Annotated in this window: 17 protein-coding genes and 2 tRNA genes; 5 read left to right on the top strand and 14 right to left on the bottom strand. The window is 64.6% G+C overall.

Features of this window, described 5'->3' with window-relative positions; genetic code table 11:
• Positions 1-32: 32 nt before the first annotated feature.
• From Q1W68_RS11465 to Q1W68_RS11455, 3 genes are all read right to left on the bottom strand, one after another.
• Positions 33-109: transfer RNA gene (locus Q1W68_RS11465), tRNA-Arg, on the bottom strand.
• Positions 110-173: 64 nt separating this feature from the next.
• Positions 174-250, bottom strand: a tRNA-Pro gene (locus Q1W68_RS11460).
• Between the two features lie 56 nt (positions 251-306).
• Positions 307-1,011: a glutathione binding-like protein gene (locus Q1W68_RS11455; protein WP_300716762.1), complete on the bottom strand. Its 705-nt coding sequence runs from the start codon at positions 1,009-1,011 to the stop codon at positions 307-309.
• Positions 1,012-1,078: 67 nt separating this feature from the next.
• Between Q1W68_RS11455 and Q1W68_RS11450 the strand changes: the two genes are divergently transcribed.
• Entirely contained in the window at positions 1,079-1,744 is a 666-nt protein-coding gene (locus Q1W68_RS11450) for a hypothetical protein (protein WP_300716760.1), read from the top strand.
• 22 nt (positions 1,745-1,766) lie between these two features.
• On the opposite strand, the gene Q1W68_RS11445 is transcribed toward Q1W68_RS11450, so the two are convergent.
• The 5 genes from Q1W68_RS11445 to Q1W68_RS11425 all read right to left on the bottom strand — a co-directional run bounded on the left by Q1W68_RS11445 (position 1,767) and on the right by Q1W68_RS11425 (position 7,332).
• Complete coding sequence (locus Q1W68_RS11445; protein WP_300716758.1) at positions 1,767-3,026, bottom strand: acyl-CoA dehydrogenase family protein; 1,260 nt, start codon at positions 3,024-3,026, stop codon at positions 1,767-1,769.
• Between the two features lie 40 nt (positions 3,027-3,066).
• A complete protein-coding gene (locus Q1W68_RS11440; RefSeq protein WP_300716756.1) occupies positions 3,067-4,152 on the bottom strand; it encodes a phosphotransferase in 1,086 nt (361 codons plus the stop codon).
• 49 nt (positions 4,153-4,201) lie between these two features.
• Positions 4,202-4,921, bottom strand: coding sequence for a Crp/Fnr family transcriptional regulator (locus Q1W68_RS11435; protein WP_300661838.1), 720 nt, complete (start codon positions 4,919-4,921; stop codon positions 4,202-4,204).
• 109 nt (positions 4,922-5,030) lie between these two features.
• Positions 5,031-5,810, bottom strand: coding sequence for an oxepin-CoA hydrolase, alternative type (locus Q1W68_RS11430; RefSeq protein WP_300716754.1), 780 nt, complete (start codon positions 5,808-5,810; stop codon positions 5,031-5,033).
• Position 5,811: 1 nt separating this feature from the next.
• On the bottom strand, positions 5,812-7,332 hold the full coding sequence (locus Q1W68_RS11425) for a 3-hydroxyacyl-CoA dehydrogenase (RefSeq protein ID WP_300654229.1): 1,521 nt from the start codon (positions 7,330-7,332) through the stop codon (positions 5,812-5,814).
• A gap of 118 nt (positions 7,333-7,450) precedes the next feature.
• Between Q1W68_RS11425 and Q1W68_RS11420 the strand changes: the two genes are divergently transcribed.
• Positions 7,451-9,544, top strand: coding sequence for a hypothetical protein (locus Q1W68_RS11420; RefSeq protein WP_300654226.1), 2,094 nt, complete (start codon positions 7,451-7,453; stop codon positions 9,542-9,544).
• 61 nt (positions 9,545-9,605) lie between these two features.
• On the opposite strand, the gene Q1W68_RS11415 is transcribed toward Q1W68_RS11420, so the two are convergent.
• From Q1W68_RS11415 to lexA, 3 genes are all read right to left on the bottom strand, one after another.
• The gene (locus tag Q1W68_RS11415) at positions 9,606-10,613 is read right to left on the bottom strand and encodes a D-2-hydroxyacid dehydrogenase family protein (RefSeq protein ID WP_300654224.1); all 1,008 of its coding nucleotides are present in this window, start codon (positions 10,611-10,613) and stop codon (positions 9,606-9,608) included.
• 44 nt (positions 10,614-10,657) lie between these two features.
• The gene (locus Q1W68_RS11410; RefSeq protein ID WP_300654221.1) at positions 10,658-11,032 is read right to left on the bottom strand and encodes a hypothetical protein; all 375 of its coding nucleotides are present in this window, start codon (positions 11,030-11,032) and stop codon (positions 10,658-10,660) included.
• A gap of 135 nt (positions 11,033-11,167) precedes the next feature.
• Complete coding sequence (lexA, locus tag Q1W68_RS11405) at positions 11,168-11,845, bottom strand: transcriptional repressor LexA (RefSeq protein ID WP_300654250.1); 678 nt, start codon at positions 11,843-11,845, stop codon at positions 11,168-11,170.
• A 119-nt stretch (positions 11,846-11,964) separates the two neighbouring features.
• On the opposite strand from lexA, the gene Q1W68_RS11400 reads away from it, so the two are divergent.
• Genes Q1W68_RS11400 through Q1W68_RS11390 form a run of 3 tightly spaced genes read left to right on the top strand, consistent with a single transcriptional unit; the run spans position 11,965 to position 13,848 of the window.
• Positions 11,965-12,936 (top strand): asparaginase, encoded by a 972-nt coding sequence (locus Q1W68_RS11400; protein WP_366146703.1) that lies wholly within the window; start codon positions 11,965-11,967, stop codon positions 12,934-12,936.
• 2 nt (positions 12,937-12,938) lie between these two features.
• Positions 12,939-13,358 (top strand): hypothetical protein, encoded by a 420-nt coding sequence (locus tag Q1W68_RS11395; protein WP_300654217.1) that lies wholly within the window; start codon positions 12,939-12,941, stop codon positions 13,356-13,358.
• A 10-nt stretch (positions 13,359-13,368) separates the two neighbouring features.
• The gene (locus tag Q1W68_RS11390) at positions 13,369-13,848 is read left to right on the top strand and encodes a DUF6152 family protein (RefSeq protein WP_300654214.1); all 480 of its coding nucleotides are present in this window, start codon (positions 13,369-13,371) and stop codon (positions 13,846-13,848) included.
• A 57-nt stretch (positions 13,849-13,905) separates the two neighbouring features.
• Here Q1W68_RS11390 and adk read toward each other — a convergent pair whose 3' ends face one another.
• From adk to Q1W68_RS11375, 3 genes are all read right to left on the bottom strand, one after another.
• The gene (adk, locus tag Q1W68_RS11385; RefSeq protein WP_300654211.1) at positions 13,906-14,562 is read right to left on the bottom strand and encodes an adenylate kinase; all 657 of its coding nucleotides are present in this window, start codon (positions 14,560-14,562) and stop codon (positions 13,906-13,908) included.
• A gap of 155 nt (positions 14,563-14,717) precedes the next feature.
• A complete protein-coding gene (gene kdsB / locus Q1W68_RS11380; RefSeq protein ID WP_300654208.1) occupies positions 14,718-15,500 on the bottom strand; it encodes a 3-deoxy-manno-octulosonate cytidylyltransferase in 783 nt (260 codons plus the stop codon).
• The gene (locus tag Q1W68_RS11375; RefSeq protein WP_300654207.1) at positions 15,497-15,703 is read right to left on the bottom strand and encodes a Trm112 family protein; all 207 of its coding nucleotides are present in this window, start codon (positions 15,701-15,703) and stop codon (positions 15,497-15,499) included. The genes kdsB and Q1W68_RS11375 overlap by 4 nt, the downstream gene beginning before the upstream one ends.
• Positions 15,704-15,711 lie beyond the last annotated feature (8 nt).

Here is a 15,711-nt window from a genome sequence, read left to right as displayed (position 1 = left end):
CCAGCGGAGGCCGCCGACTTGCAGGAGGTGTTTGGCCTGCCCGGAGGGACTCGAACCCCCGACCTGCTGCTTAGAAGGCAGCTGCTCTATCCGGTTGAGCTACGGGCAGACAGATAACCGGCAGCACACAGAAAAAAGGCCCACAGAGTGGGCCTTTTTCTTTTCTTGATGAATGGTCGGAGCGGCGGGATTCGAACTCGCGACCCTCTGCTCCCAAAGCAGATGCGCTACCAGGCTGCGCTACGCTCCGACTAAGCTGCGAATTGTACCTGCTGAAATGGTGGGTTCTGGAGCGCACGCCATTTTTCAGCGTTTTTCGTACTGCGTTTTGCCAAACAGGATGTCGCGTGACTTGTCGTCGGTGAGCGGTTTGCGGGCATCGGCAAGCACCGCCACACCGCGTTGCACGGCAGGGCGTGCCGCAATTTTGTCGAACCAGGCTTTGAGGTGCGGGTAATCTGCCCAGTCGATACCCTGGTTCTGCCAGCTGCGCAGCCAGGGGAAGATGGCGATGTCGGCGATCGTGTATTGGTTGCCGGCGATGAACTTCTGGTTCTCCAGCTGCTTGTCCATCACGCCGTACAGGCGTTTGGCTTCGTTGGTGTAGCGGTTGATGGCGTACTCGATCTTCTCGGGCGCGTAGATGCGGAAGTGGTGTGCCTGGCCCAGCATCGGCCCCACGCCGCCCATCTGGAACATCAGCCATTCCAGCACCTTGAACTTGGCCCGGTCGGATTTGGGCAGGAACTTGCCCGTCTTGGCGGCGAGGTACAGCAGGATCGCACCCGACTCAAAAATGCTGATCGGTTTGCCGTCCGGGCCGTCGGAGTCCACCAGCGCCGGGATCCTGTTGTTGGGGCTGATCTTCAAAAAATCGGGCTTGAACTGGTCGCCTTGACCGATGTTGACGGCGTGAACCTGCCAGTCTCGGCCCAGACGCAATCCGCACTCCTCGAGCATGACGTGAACCTTGTGGCCGTTCGGAGTGGGCCAAGAGTGGACATTGATCATCAAATCGGCCTTTCTGTGAGGGCTTGCCGTGCGCAAGTTGCCGCACTCTAAGGTAAAACTCGAGACCATGTTCGCAGATTTCACGAATGCCTTGATCCCTTCGCCCTGGAGGCGCGCCCGCTCGGCGCCGTTGGCGAAATGGGCACAAGATCACGCGCTCAGTTTCAAGCCGATGGTGGGCGGTGCGTATGCGCTCGCTGGACGGTGGCGTGATCGCCCGGTGCGCATTCAGTGCACCGAGGCATCGCGACCGTTCATCCAGGGCATGGAGTTGATGGCGCGTGCCGACCTGGGGCTCAGGCAAGAGGGCAACGTGGTGGTGATGAACCGCCGTCTGAAGAACGTTCTGGAGGCGCAGTCGCGCCAGCTGTATTCAAAGTACACAGACGATCTGCAGACGATGGCGGGTGTCGTGCCCGACGAAGTCCGGTGGCTGGCGATGTACCGCGATGCCGGCTGGGCCGGGCCCGACCGGGGTTTCTGGGCCCGTTACGCGGTGCTCACCGACGCGCCCGACACCGCGCGGCGCTGGATCGACAGCGAAACCGAACAGCGCTTGATGGATTGGCCCGAACCGGTGTCCGAAGAGACGCCGGTGATGCTCATGTTGCAACGCGGCAAGACGTACATGCGCATGCAGATCGACCGCAAGGGCGACACGGACATCGCATTGCACGCTTTGGGCCTGTTCGACCGGGCCAGCCAGCGCGCGTTGGAGATGGCTGCCCGCTGATCACGCAGCGGGCAGGGCGGACTCAGGAGCCGCGCGTGATCGGCATCTCCACCTCGGTTTTCACCAGCATGTGTTTGGCCAGTTCGAGCTTGGCGATCGACATGCGGTGCACTTCGTCCGGACCGTCGGCCAGGCGCAGGGTGCGCTGGTTGGCGTAGCTGTAGGCGAGCGGGAAATCGTCGCTCACACCGCCCCCGCCGTGGGCCTGAATGGCCATGTCGATGATGTCGCAGGCCATGTTGGGTGCCACCACCTTGATCATCGCGATCTCGGCCTTGGCCACCTTGTTGCCCACGGTGTCCATCATGTAGGCGGCTTTGAGCGTGAGCAGGCGCGCCATCTCGATGCGGCAGCGTGCATCGGCCAGTCGCTCGTGCCACACCGATTGGGCGGAGACGGGTTTGCCGAACGCGATGCGGGTGTTGAGTCGCTTGCACATGAGTTCCATGGCGCGCTCGGCCGCGCCGATGGAGCGCATGCAATGGTGAATGCGCCCGGGGCCCAGGCGCCCTTGCGCAATTTCGAAACCACGGCCCTCGCCCAGCAGCAGGTTGCCCACGGGCACGCGCACGTTCTTGAGCAGCACCTCCATGTGGCCATGGGGCGCGTCGTCGTAGCCGAACACCGAGAGTGGCCGCACGATGGTCACGCCCTGGCTGTTGGCCGGGACAATGATCATCGACTGCTGCGAATGGCGCGGCGCTTCCGGGTTGCTCTTGCCCATGACGATGTAGACCGCGCAGCGTGGGTCGCCGGCGCCCGACGACCACCACTTGCGCCCGTTGATCACGTATTCGTCGCCATCTCGCACGATGCTGCACTCGATGTTGGTGGCGTCCGATGAGGCCACGTCGGGCTCGGTCATCAGGAAAGCCGAGCGGATCTCACCGCGCAGCAGGGGTTCCAGCCAGCGGTCCTTGAGCTCTTCGCTGGCGTAGCGCTCGAAGGTTTCCATGTTGCCGGTGTCGGGCGCCGAGCAGTTGAACACCTCGGCGGCGAACGGCACGCGGCCCATGATTTCGCACATGGGTGCGTACTCGAGGTTGGACAGACCCTGCGGCGCGCGCGGGCTGCGCGGCAAGAACAAGTTCCACAATCCGGCGGCCTTGGCCTTGGGTTTGAGCTCTTCAATGATCTCGGTCGGGATCCATGCGTTGCCCTTGGCGCGGTTGGCCGCGATCTCGCCGAAGAAGCGCGCTTCGTTCGGGTAGATGTGCTCGTCCATGAACGCCAGAAGGCGCTCGCGCATGTCCTTGACCTTGTCGGTGTAGTCGAAATTCATGGTGTCTCCTGGTGGGTGATGTGATGTGGTGCGTAGGGGTTCAGCGGGCGCTGGCGAATCGCCAGGCCATTTCGGCCATGGGTCGGGCACCGGCAGCAGATTTCACCGCCTGATCGCTCGACGCCGTGCCGGCCTCGACCCGCTTGGCAATGCCTTGCAGGATGGCCGCCAGGCGGAACATGTTGTAGGCGAGGTAGAAATTCCAGTCGGCCTTGAGCTGCGCGGGCTGGGCGATGCCGGTGCGCTCGCAGTAGAGCGCGATGTACTCGTCTTCGGTCGGAATGCCCAGCGCCTTCACGTCCAGCCCGCCGATGCCGCGGAACAGGCCGGGCGGAATGTGCCAGGACATGCAGTGGTAACTGAAGTCCGCCAGCGGATGGCCCAAGGTGGAGAGCTCCCAGTCGAGCACCGCGAGCACGCGCGCTTCCTCCGGGTGGAACATCATGTTGTCGAGCCGGAAGTCGCCGTGCACCACCGAGAGCATGGACTCATCGCGCGCCATGGCCGGGATGTTGTTCGGCAACCATGCCATGAGCTGGTCCATCTCGGGAATGGGCTGGGTGATGGACGCCACGTACTGCTTGCTCCAGCGGCCAATCTGGCGCTCGAAGTAATTGCCCGGCTTGCCATAGCCGTCCAGGCCGATGGCCAGTGGCTTGACCGTGTGCAGCGCGGCGATGACGCGGTTCATCTCGTTGTAGATCGCGCCGCGTTGCTGGTTCGTCATGCCCGGCAACGACTGGTCCCACAGCACGCGGCCGTTGACGCACTCCATGACGTAGAACGCGCGGCCGATCACCGATTCGTCTTCGCACAACACGTGCATCTGCGCCACCGGCACGCCGGTGCCGTGCAGTGCGCTCATCACGCGGAACTCGCGTTCGATGGCGTGGGCCGAGGGCAGCAGCTTGGCCACCGGGCCGGGTTTGGCGCGCATCACATAGGCGCGCTGCGGCGTGATGAGTTTGTAGGTCGGGTTGGACTGCCCCCCCTTGAACATCTCCACCGTGAGCGGCCCTTCAAAGCCGGGCAGGCGGCTGTGCAGCCAGGCGGCCAGGGCGGCTTCGTCGAACAGATGTTGCCCCGCCACGGGGCGGGTGCCGGTGAAATTCTGGGTGTCGCTCATGCGTGAAGGCCTGGGTGAAAGTTGAGAGGGGAGGCCATCACGCGCGGCCTCAGGATTCGGCTTCCGCGATGCGCATCAGCATGTCCCGGTTGCGCACCACCAGTCCGCCCTGTTCGATGCGGATGGCATCGTCGCGCTCCATCGACTTGAGTTCCTGGTTGACCCGCTGGCGCGAGGCACCGAGCAACTGGGCCAGCTCTTCCTGCGCCAGTTGCAGACCGATGCGCATTTCGTTGCCGTCGGAGAGGCAAGGCACGCCGTAGCTGCGCACCAGGTGCAGCAGTTGTTTGGCCAGGCGCGCGCGCAAGGGCAGGGTGTTGAGGTCTTCCACCAGGCCGAACAGCGTGCGGATGCGCCGAGCCTGCAGGCGCATCAGGGCTTCGTACAGCTCCACGTGTGTGCTGAGGATCTTCTGAAAATCGGTGCGCGCCACACACAGCAACGTGGTGGCCCCATGGGCATAGGCGTCGTGCGTTCGCTGGTCGCCGTCGAACATCGCCACGTCGCCGAACCACACGCCCGGCTCCACGTAAGTCAGCGTGATCTGCTTGCCCGACAACGACGTCGAGCTCACGCGCACGGCTCCCTTGGCCACCGCCGTCCATTCGGAGGGCGGATCGCCTCGGGCGACGATCAGGTCGCCGTCCTTGAATCGCTTGACGTAGGCGCATCGGAGTATGTCGTGCCGCAGGGAAGGAGAAAGGCTGGAGAACCAGCGACCACTGTTGATCGCCTCGCGTTCTTCCATTGTCAGAATCGGTTCGTCCATGGGCTGTCTTTTGAGTGACTGAAAGGTCGATGATTGTCGCCACTGGGACGTGGCAACAGGCTCAGGGTATGCGCGCAGAGGGTCTGCGCTGCCACGCTTGCGCGGAACCTCAGCGGTATTGCGCGGGACGCTTGTTGATGAAGGCGTCGATGCCTTCGCCCGCGTTGGCGTGGTGCAGGTTGCGCACGAAGTGGTCGCGCTCGGCGCCCAACTGTGCATGCAGCGGCACGGTGGGCGCGTCGTTGGCCAGCTCCTTGATGCTGGCCAGCGCGTTCGGCGCCCGCGCGTTGAGGCGTTCGCACAGCGCGAGCGCCTCGGTCAGCGCTTCGCCCGTGGCGCTCACGGTGTTGATCACACCGAGCTGCTGCAACCGCTCGGCGCCGATGCGGTCTCCGCACATCAGCAACTGCAGGGCGGTGGCGCGGGGCAGGGCGCGCATCAGGCTCCAGGTGGCGCCACCGTCGGGGGACAGGCCCACGTTGCTGTAGGCCATCACAAACACGCTGCTGTGTGCAGCCACCACCATGTCACAGGCCAGCGCGAGCGAAAAGCCGGCACCGGCGCACGAGCCTTCCACCGCAGCCACCACCGGCTTGGGAAACGCTCGGATGGTCTCGATCCAGTTGTGCAGTCCTTCGATGCTCTGCGCCTGAACCTCGGGTGGTTGCTGGCGGTTGGCCAGCAGGCGCTGCAGATTGCCACCGGCACAGAAGTGGTTGCCCTCGCCGGTGATGACCACGCTGCGCACCTCGGGGCTGCTCTCGGCCACATTGAGCGCTTCCACGCCCGCGGCGTACATGTCGGGCCCAAGGGCGTTGCGGTGCTCGGGGTTGCTGATGGTCAGCACCATGGTCTGGCCATGGCTGTGGCTCTTGAGACTCGCGGTCATGTCAGGCTTCCTCGTGCGTGAGGCTCAGGCCGAGCGCGCCACGGCGACGCAACCAGGGAGACGGGCGGTAACGTGGGTCGCCATAGACCGTTTGCAGGTTGAACAGGATCTCCAGCATGTTGGTCGGGCCGATGCGGTCGCCCATGGCCAGCGGACCCATGGGGTAACCGAGGCCGAGTGTCACGGCCACGTCCAGGTCGGCGGGGGAGCAGATGCCTTGCTGGCACATGTCGGCCGCGATGTTGACGATGGTGGCCACCACGCGTTGCGTGACGAATCCGCCGCTGTCGCGGATCACGCTCACCGCCTTGCCATCGCGCGCAAAGAGTGCGCGGGCCGCCTGCGCCATGTCGGGGCGGGTGGCGGGGTTGGTGGCGAGCACCCGGCGTTTCACCGACGCGTCGTCCAGCATCATGTCGATGCCCACGGTGCGCGTGGCGTCCAGCCGTTCCACGGCGGCCAGGGTGGTCACGTCCAGGCCCAGCGGCGCCACCACGATCAGCGCAGCGGAAGAGGGGGCGGCCGCGGTTTCGATCTGCGCGCCCAGGTCTTTGAGCAACTGGTACAGCTCGGCGCGCCGTGCCGCCTTGGGCGACACCCACACCGGCGGCAGCTCGGCCACCGCCGGCACGGCCGGCTCGGGCTGCACCTGGGCCACCCCTTTGTCATAGGCATAAAAACCTTCGCCCACCTTTTTGCCCACCACGCCACCGGCGAGCCGCTGTGCGGTGATCACGCTGGGTCGGTAGCGGGGCTCCTCAAAGTACTGGTGGTAAATGGATTCCATGACCGGGTGCGACACGTCCAGCGCGGTCAGGTCCATCAGCTCGAACGGGCCGAGGCGAAAGCCCATCTGGTCTTTCAGGATGCGGTCGATGGTGGCGAAGTCGGCCACACGTTCGCCCACCACACGCAAGGCCTCGGTGCCGTAGCCACGTCCGGCGTGGTTCACGATGAAGCCGGGCGTGTCCTGCGCGGTCACGGGGGTGTGGCCGAACTGGCGGGTGAAAGCGGTCAACCGTTGGCACACCGATGCGCTGGTCTTCAGTCCGGCGATCACTTCCACCACGCGCATCAGCGGCACCGGGTTGAAGAAGTGAAAGCCCGCCAGTTGGGCGGGCCGCTTGAGCGGCGCGGCAATCGCCGTGACCGACAGCGACGAGGTGTTGGTCGCCAGCACCGCGTCGGGCCCGACGATGCCTTCGAGTTCGGCGAACAGGCGCTGCTTGACGTCGAGCCGCTCGACGATCGCCTCGATCACCAGATCGCAAGGTGCGAGGTCGCTCAAGGCATCGGCCAGCCGGAGCCGGTCCATGCAGGCTTGCATCTGCTCGACCGTCATCTTGTTTTTGGTGACCAGCGTCTGCCAGGTGGTTTGCAATGCATCACGCGCGGCGAGCGCTGCACCGGGCTGGACATCGAACAGCCGGACCTCGCTGCCTGCCTGGGCCGCCATCTGGGCGATTCCGCGGCCCATGGCGCCGGTTCCCACGATGCCTGTGTTTTGAAAGATGGGTTGCATAAGCGTGTTGTATTTGGAATGAAGCCTGTTGGAGCTATGACAGAATCGCCCAACGAACGAAAGAAGGAAGTCTGGCGTGCGCAAGTACTGGACAGGTTGTATTTTGCTATCAACTGCCTTGAGCAGTTACGCCGTGACCCTTGGTCGGCACAGCGGTGCGGCCGTGATCGGGAGAGCCCTGGACGTTCGCGTGCAGGTTCTGCTGGCGCCTGGTGAGGACCTCGCCAATCTCTGCATCGAAACCGATGTGTTTTACGGCGACACCCAGGTGGCCGCGAACCTGGTGCGCACATCACCACAAAAGACGGCACCCGACGCGGAGGCCTCCGTCCGGGTCCAATCCAGCCTGCCGGTCAACGAACCCTTCGTCACGCTGTACGTTCGGGCAGGCTGCGGTACGCAGTTCACACGCCGCTTTGTGCTGCTCGCCGACCTGATCAACGAACCGGTCGCAGCGGCGACCCCATCGGCGGCGGCTTCGAGCACAGCGTTGGCCGCAGCACCGGCCCGAGCGGCCGCCGTGGTGGGTGCTCCTGGCCCGGTGTCGGCCGCATCAGCCCCCAACGCTTCGGCGCAGACTTCTGCGCAGGCATCGGGCACGGCGCCGTCCAGGCAACCTGCCCCAGCCCGTGCAGAAGCACCCGTGCAGCGCCCGGCCTCCGTGGTGCGGCGTGCGCCAGCCAAGGCACCCGTGGTCACCGCGCCCAGGCTGCAACTGGATCCGATCGACCTCACCACCGGTATTGAACGCGACCCAACGCTCAAGCTCTCGCCTCTGCTGCTCAGCGAGCCCAGCGCGTCTGAAGAAACACGCGCTGCAGCGGCGCTGCTGTGGAAGAGCATCAATGCTTCCCCTGAAGACGTCTTGCGCGATGCGCAAAAACTGTCGGCACTGGAGTCCGAGGTGGCGCGGCTGCGTCAAGAGCAGGCCCGGTCGCAGTCCGCATTGGGCGATCTGAACACGCAGCTCGAACAATCGCTCGCACAGCGCTATCAGAACTGGCTGGTGTATCTGTTGGGAGGCCTGTTGCTGCTGGCGTTGCTGGCCGTGCTTTTCGTCGCGCGCCGTCGCCCTGTGGCCGTGGTTCAGGGTTCCGAAGCCTCGCGCGCCTGGTGGGCGCCCGAGGAGGAAGACAAAACCGTGCTGGTGCCGCTGCAGCCCGACGATGGCGCGTCCAAGGCAAGCTCCGGGTTCACGCCGCTGGCGGGCAGCGTTGATCTCGACCTCGATCTTGACCAGGATTCCTCGTTCGATGCGTTGACCGCTGCCAGCGAGGAGACGGTGAAATCCAAAGGGTTGCGGTCGCCGGATGAGGTCCAGGCCCCGTTGTCCGCCCGCGATCGGCGCGAGTTCTCCACCAGCGCGATGAATGTGTCCCGCTCGGTGGCGACTGAAGAGCTGTTCGATGTGCAGCAGCAGGCCGATTTTTTCGTGTCTCTGGGCGAGGACGAGCAGGCCATCCAGGTGCTCAAGGACCACCTGGCTGAAAGCCATGAGCCCAGTGCACTGACGTACCTGGACTTGTTCCACATTTACCACCGACTGGGACGCCGCGGTGATTACGAAAACCTGCGCGAAGAGTTCAACCACGTTTTCAACGCGGGAGCGCCGCCGTTCGATGCGTACTCTCAACGCGGCAGGGGCCTTGAGGCGTACGAGACGGCATTCAGCCGCATCCAGGCGCTGTGGCCCGAGCCCCGGGTGCTGGATTTGATCGAGCAGTCGATTTTCCGGGACGCCACAGACAGCGCGTCCGAGGTGTTCGATCTGGAGGCGTACCGAGAACTGCTGATGTTGCACGCCATTGCCAAGGACCTGATCCGGCGCGACGTGGCAGCACCGCGCGCAGCGGGCGATTTTCAGCACACGGCCATGCAGCCACTCAAGGCCGCCGACAAGCTGACGGCACCGGAGCTGGCATCGTTGCGCGATGCCTCGGAGCGTCACACCCAGCCCATGGGCCTGGACCACCTGCACCCATCGTCTTCCCGCCTCGGGCTGGACATCGATCTGGATGAGTTCGCGGAGATGGACCGTTTCGAGGCCTCTCTGCCCGAGGTGGATCGGTTGGTGGAGCCTTCGGCCAGACCACCGCAACCGGCCGACTTTCACATCCGGGAACCGAACAGCAACCTGATCGACTTCGAAGTGCTCGATTTTGACTTGCCGAACGAGCCTGGTCGGACGGACTCGCCTGGCAAGAAGGACTGATCACGTCGACACCATCAAAAAACGCCGCACATGCGGCGTTTTTTGATGGCGAATCCGTCCGCTACCGGCGAACCTGCAGTGCGCCAGGATTCACGATGTTGGTCGGCGTTCCCTTGATGAAGTTGACCACGTTGTCAAAGGCGGAGGAGAAGTACTGCTCGTAGCTGTCTTGTTCCACATAGCCTATGTGCGGCGTGCAAATGCAGTTCTCCAGCCGCAGCAACGCGTGCCCTTGCAGAATGGGTTCCGATTCGAACACGTCCACCGCTGCAAGACCAGGGCGACCCCGGTTGAGCGCAGCCAGCAAGGCCTCGGGTTCGATCAGTTCCGCACGCGATGTGTTCACCAGCAGCGATGTGGGCTTCATCCGACCCAGATCTTCCAGCGTGACGCAGCCCGTGCTGGCTTCGCTCAGCCGCAGGTGGAGTGACAGCACGTCGGCCTCGGAGAAAAAAGCTTCCCGGCTGGCTGCGGCCTCAAACCCATCGGCAACAGCGCGGGCACGCGATGCTTCGCTGCCCCAGACGATCACCTGCATGCCGAATGCGCGCCCGTAGCCGGCCACCAATTGCCCGATCCGGCCATAGCCCCACACACCGAGTGTTTTGTCGCGCAAGACCATGCCCACGCCAAAATTGGTCGGCATGGCCGCCGATTTGAGCCCCGCCTGCTGCCAGGCGCCGTGCTTCAGATTCGACACGTACTGAGGGATGCGGCGCATGGAAGCCATGACCAAGGCCCAGGTGAGTTCGGCCGTGGACACTGGGGATCCGACGCCCTCGGCCACGGCAATCCCCCGCTCGGTGCAGGCAGCCACGTCCAGGTGTGCACCCACCCGGCCCGTCTGGGCGATGAGCTTGAGTCGAGGCAACTTTTCGATGAGCTGGCGAGTGACCTGGGTGCGTTCGCGGATCAGCACCAGCACATCGGCGTCTCGCAGTCGGATCGACAGTTGCCCGACACCTTTGACGGTGTTGGTGAATACCTTGGCGGGGTACTGCTCGAGCTTGTCGGCGCACTTCAGCTTTCTGACCGCGTCCTGGTAGTCATCAAGAATCACTATGTTCATGGGCGTATTGTGCCCGCGCGCCTCAGGCGGGCACCTCGCCGCCCTCAGGCTGCGCGGGCCAGGGAATCCTGCTCCAGCGCTGCAAGGCGGTCCAGCTCGGCGCAAACATCGTTGATGCGACCCGATATGACGAGGCGCACGGCAGGGCGTCTGACCGCCCGGACGTCGGCCTGCCGCAAGACGCGAACCCTGCACGGCGTCGATGCAAGGGGTTCTGCTGTCGGGCTTCCGGGCGGCTGCAACGCCGGGCTGTTCGCGGCTTCCCGGTTGAGCCAGCCAGCGCGTGCAAAGCGCTGCATCGCCTTGATGGCCATGGCAGAGGCGGGCGGGCGCGACTGGGGCCGGGTTGGCAGTGGCAGCCAGCAATCGATCAACTGCAGGGGCGCGCGCCAGGTGTTGGTGTTGAAAATTTTTCCCATGCGAAACTCCAGACGAGGGGTTGAACACAGGCAGGATTGAGAGGAAGTTGCCAACGCAGGGATGTGTCCACGAGGCGAACCCAGGGTTCGCCGGACCAAACGCCCGCCACCTGCTGAGGCAATGTGACCCGGGGGTCAGACTTGGAAACTGTTGCGTATGAGTCCCACCGCCAGGCCTTCGATCTCGAAGGGTTCACCGGGCTCGACCACGATGGTTTTGTAGTCCGGGTTTTCGGCGTGCAGTTCGATGATGTTTTGCCGGCGCATGAACCGTTTGACCGTCACATCGTCGCCCAAGCGGGCCACCACGATCTGGCCATTCTTGGCTTCCTTGGCGGATTTCACCGCGAGCAGATCGCCGTCGATGATGCCGACGTCGCGCATGGACATGCCGCGCACCTTGAGCAGGTAGTCGGGCTCGCGCTGAAAGAGGCTGCGCTCGACGTGGTAAGTCTGGTCCACATGCTCTTGCGCAAGGATGGGCGAACCAGCGGCCACACGCCCGATCAGGGGCAGCATGAGCTGGGCCAGGCTGGGGAGCGGGAGTGTAAGCTGGCGCCCGCGCGAATCGTTGATGGAGCGGAGGTCTTCGCTGCGCAGACGGATGCCACGGGACGTGCCACTGACCAGTTCGATGACGCCCTTGCGCGCCAGTGCCTGCAAATGCTCTTCGGCCGCATTGGCGGACTTGAAGCCAAGTTCGCTGGCAATCTCTGCCCGGGTGGGTGGGGAACCCGTGCGGGCGATGGCTGTCTGGATGAGTTCCAGGATCTGTTGTTGCCGGGCGGTGAGCTTGGGCGCGGTGGCGGGCATGTCTGGCATGGGAACCTCATCGGGGTGGATGCTTCACCGGGCGGGGTATCCGGCCAGTGTGTCACTGTTTTCTTATCCAGTGGCTGTATTTTTAACCAGTTCAAAGGACTTGGCAAGTGGTGAATGCAAACCAGGCGCGCCGCCTCGTGGTTTTGGGCACCGGCGGCACGATCGCCGGACGCGCCACCCGGGCAAATGACAACGTGGGGTATGTGGCCGGGCAGGTGGCCGTGGGCGATCTCGTGGCCATGGTCCCGGCGCTGGCGGCTTGTCCGCTGGACGTGGAGCAGGTGGCCCAGATCAACAGCAAGGACATGGTGCTGGGCGTGTGGCAGGCCCTCGCTGCAAAGGTGGCCGAGCACCTGGACCGTCCCGAAGTGGCTGGCGTCGTGATCACCCACGGCACCGACACCATCGAGGAAACCGCCTTCTTGCTCCAGACGCGCTTGCGGCCTTCCAAGCCGGTGGTGCTGACGTGTGCGATGCGACCGGCCACCGCGCTGGTGCCCGACGGACCGCAAAACCTGAGCGATGCGGTCGCCGTGGCCATGCATCCCGGCGCCCGAGGCGTGATGGTGGTGTGTGCCGGGCGCATCCATGACGCGATCGATGTGGCCAAGGTGCATCCCTACCGGACAGACCCGTTCGATTCAGGTGACGCAGGCGATCTGGGATGCGTGGAAGAGGCTCAGCTGCGCTTGTTCAGGCCGTGGCCGGACGCGGTGCGACAGGGTTCGCATGACCACGCAGGGCTGCAGCGACTGCTGGCGGCTGCCTCGCTGCCGCGCGTGGAGTTGATCTTCAGTCATGCAAACGCCGATGGCGAGGTGGTGCGCGCACTGCTGGGCCACACCGCCGGTGCGGCCAGGTTGCGCGGCCTTGTGGTCGCGGGTACCGGCAACGGCACCGTGCACGACGACCTGCTGGCCGCGTTGAAACAGGCCGAGGCCAGCGGCGTGGAGGTGGTGGTGGCCAGCCGATGCGCGCGAGGTCGCGTGGTACCTCATGCGGGTCAGCCGCTGGCGGATTCGGGTGGCCTCTCGCCTGTGAAGGCGCGCCTGGCGCTGGCCTTGCAGCTGTTGGAGGTCTGAGCATGTTGACGGCCCTGGGCGCCCATCCATGGGCTTACCCCATGCTGGAGGTGGTGCACCTGATCGGCGTCGCTTTGATCGTGGGCAACCTGGTGCTTCTGGAGTTGCGTGTCTTCGGTTGGGGCTCGTCCCTGCCGATCGAGCCGCTGGCGCGGCTGAGTCTCGGGTTGGTGGGCCTCGGTTTCAGCTTGGCGGTGGTGACGGGCTTGTTGATGTTCGGCACGCAGCCCGGGGAACTGTTGGCCAACCGCGTGTTCACAGCCAAGATGGCGCTGATCATGCTGGCTGGCTGCAATGCCGGCTGGTTTCACGCACGCCGTTCGCTGCAGCTCCAGGACGCCACCGCCCGTGTGAGCCTGCTTTTGTCCACGGGGATATGGATGCTGGTGATCACCTGTGGACGCTGGATTGCCTATGTCTGAAGGAGAACCCATGCAACGACGTGAATTTGTTCAAGTGGCCGCCGTGCTCGGCTGGGGTGGTGTCGCCACAGGCGCCATGGCTCACCACGGCTGGAGCAGCTTCGACCAAGGGCGGCCGATCTACCTGGAAGGCAAGACCGCCAATGTGAGGTGGCGCAATCCCCACGTTGAACTGTCGCTGGAGCTGCCCGAGACACTGCGTGTGCCGTCCGATCTGGCCCAGCGCGCGCTGCCGGCCCAGACCGCCGGTGTGGATGGCCCGGCACTGCTGGCCAGGGCGGTGGTGCCGACACGGCGTGACCGGCGATGGGACGTTGAATTGGCGCCCCTGTTTCGCCTGGGTCAGTGGCAGATGCCCGAGATCAGGAATGGCGACGACCTGTCGCTGATCGGTTTCACGTTCAAGGACGAGGTGGGGGAGCCCATCGTGCGCGCCGAATATGTGTTCTTTGGCGGCAAGGCGTACGGCCTGCGGTCCAGCCCGGCTTGATGCCCAGACCCAACAAAAAACCGGCTCGAGGCCGGTTTTTTGTTGAGCGAAGGTCGCTTACTTCGACAGCGCTTCGAAGGCGCGCGACGTGATGTCTTCCACCGAGCCCATGCCGCTGATGGCACGGTACTGGGGCGCTGCGGCCGCGTCGTTGCGGGCCCAGCTGCTGTAGTAGTCCACCAGCGGGCGGGTCTGTGCGCTGTAGACCTCGAGGCGCTTCTTCACGGTCTCTTCCTTGTCGTCTTCGCGCTGGATGAGCGGCTCGCCGGTCACGTCGTCCTGGCCCTCGACCTTGGGTGGGTTGAACTTCACGTGGTAGGTGCGGCCCGACGCCGGGTGCGAACGGCGGCCACTCATGCGCTCGATGATCGCGTCAAAAGGCACATCGATCTCCAGCACGTAGTCAAGTTTGACGCCGGCTGTCTTCATGGCGTCAGCCTGGGGAATCGTGCGCGGAAAGCCGTCGAAGAGGAAGCCGCCGTTGCAATCGGGTTGTGCGATGCGTTCCTTCACCAGATTGATGATCAGGTCGTCGCTGACCAGGCCGCCGGACTCCATCACCGCCTTGGCCTGCAGTCCCAGCGGTGTGCCCGCCTTGACCGCGGCTCGCAGCATGTCACCGGTGGAAATCTGGGGGATGCCGTACTTCTGGCAAATGAACGTGGCCTGCGTTCCTTTGCCGGCTCCCGGCGCGCCCAACAAAATCAGTCTCATCGCTTTCCTTCTTTGGTGTTTCAGTGGCTTGGCCGCTTGTCTCGAACGGCTGCCCGTGGCGCAGGGCCGGGGCGTCCGGGCGAGGATAGCATGCACATCCTCGTGCCCGGCTTACAGAACCACGCCCTGAAAGTCCGGCCGCGCACAGGGTGCTTTCACCCTTGCGACAACGCTCGGCGGACCCGCTCGAGGTCGTGCGGCGTGTCGACACCCGCACCGGGCGGGACCGTGCTCAGGTGCACCGCAATGCGTTCGCCGTGCCACAACACCCGCAACTGCTCCAGCGACTCTGTGGACTCCAGCGGCGCAGGTTCGAGCGCCGGAAAGCGCCGCAAGAAGCCGGCCCGGTAGCCGTACACACCCACATGACGCAGAGGGCGTGGCGAAGGCAGGGCGGACAGCGCGCCCTCGGTCATGCCGTCTCGCCACCAGGGAATGGGCGCGCGGCTGAAGTACAGCGCGGTGCGCTGTCGATCGAGCACCACCTTGACCACATTGGGATTGAGAAAATCGGCCAGATCGTCGATGGCATGGGCTGCCGTGCTCACGACGCAGTCGGGCCTGTCGTGGAGTTCTTGCGCCACCGCGTCGATGAGCCCGGGGTCGATGAGTGGCTCGTCACCCTGGACGTTGACCACCACCTCGTCATCAGCCAGCCCGAGCAGGGTGCAAGCTTCCGCCAGGCGGTCGCTGCCACTGGCGTGGTCGCTGCGGGTCATGATGGCGGTCACGCCGTGGGCTTCGCAGGCTTGCACGATGCGCAGATCGTCGGCTGCCACCACGCAACGTTGGGCAGCGCTGTTTTGCGCCTGCCGCGCCACCCGCACCACCATGGGCAAACCGGCGATGTCGGCCAGCGGTTTGTCGGGAAGCCGTGTGGACGCCAGGCGCGCTGGAATCAGGACCGTGAAGTCTCTGGGGACTCCGCGTGCACTCATGGCAGCGGGGTGGGCGCGTTGGGCCGGGCGGCTTCCTCTTCGGTCAACGGGCGGGCTTCGTGCTCCAGCAGGATGGGGATGCCGTCTCGCACCGGGTAGGCCAGACGCGCACTGCGCGACAGCAGTTCCTGGTGCTCGCGGTTGTAGATCAAAGGCCCTTTGGTGACGGGGCAGACCAGCAGTTCGAGCAATTTGGTGTCCATGGCGCGAT

Origin of the sequence: Hydrogenophaga sp. (genome assembly GCF_030158645.1) — a bacterium.
In the GTDB taxonomy this organism is placed as follows: Bacteria; Pseudomonadota; Gammaproteobacteria; order Burkholderiales; family Burkholderiaceae_C; genus Hydrogenophaga.
Note: the sequence above shows the minus strand (reverse complement) of the source record. Positions and strands in the feature narration are given on the sequence as shown.

Bases quoted from the DNA above. Each gene is read 5' to 3' on its own strand.
- Q1W68_RS11455 (WP_300716762.1), bottom strand. From the start codon at position 1,011: ATGATCAATGTCCACTCTTGGCCCACTCCGAACGGCCACAAGGTTCAC.
- Q1W68_RS11450 (WP_300716760.1), top strand. From the start codon at position 1,079: ATGTTCGCAGATTTCACGAATGCCTTGATCCCTTCGCCCTGGAGGCGC.
- Q1W68_RS11445 (WP_300716758.1), bottom strand. From the start codon at position 3,026: ATGAATTTCGACTACACCGACAAGGTCAAGGACATGCGCGAGCGCCTT.
- Q1W68_RS11440 (WP_300716756.1), bottom strand. From the start codon at position 4,152: ATGAGCGACACCCAGAATTTCACCGGCACCCGCCCCGTGGCGGGGCAA.
- Q1W68_RS11435 (WP_300661838.1), bottom strand. From the start codon at position 4,921: ATGGACGAACCGATTCTGACAATGGAAGAACGCGAGGCGATCAACAGT.
- Q1W68_RS11430 (WP_300716754.1), bottom strand. From the start codon at position 5,810: ATGACCGCGAGTCTCAAGAGCCACAGCCATGGCCAGACCATGGTGCTG.
- Q1W68_RS11425 (WP_300654229.1), bottom strand. From the start codon at position 7,332: ATGCAACCCATCTTTCAAAACACAGGCATCGTGGGAACCGGCGCCATG.
- Q1W68_RS11415 (WP_300654224.1), bottom strand. From the start codon at position 10,613: ATGAACATAGTGATTCTTGATGACTACCAGGACGCGGTCAGAAAGCTG.
- Q1W68_RS11410 (WP_300654221.1), bottom strand. From the start codon at position 11,032: ATGGGAAAAATTTTCAACACCAACACCTGGCGCGCGCCCCTGCAGTTG.
- lexA (WP_300654250.1), bottom strand. From the start codon at position 11,845: ATGCCCGCCACCGCGCCCAAGCTCACCGCCCGGCAACAACAGATCCTG.
- Q1W68_RS11395 (WP_300654217.1), top strand. From the start codon at position 12,939: ATGTTGACGGCCCTGGGCGCCCATCCATGGGCTTACCCCATGCTGGAG.
- Q1W68_RS11390 (WP_300654214.1), top strand. From the start codon at position 13,369: ATGCAACGACGTGAATTTGTTCAAGTGGCCGCCGTGCTCGGCTGGGGT.
- adk (WP_300654211.1), bottom strand. From the start codon at position 14,562: ATGAGACTGATTTTGTTGGGCGCGCCGGGAGCCGGCAAAGGAACGCAG.
- kdsB (WP_300654208.1), bottom strand. From the start codon at position 15,500: ATGAGTGCACGCGGAGTCCCCAGAGACTTCACGGTCCTGATTCCAGCG.
- Q1W68_RS11375 (WP_300654207.1), bottom strand. From the start codon at position 15,703: ATGGACACCAAATTGCTCGAACTGCTGGTCTGCCCCGTCACCAAAGGG.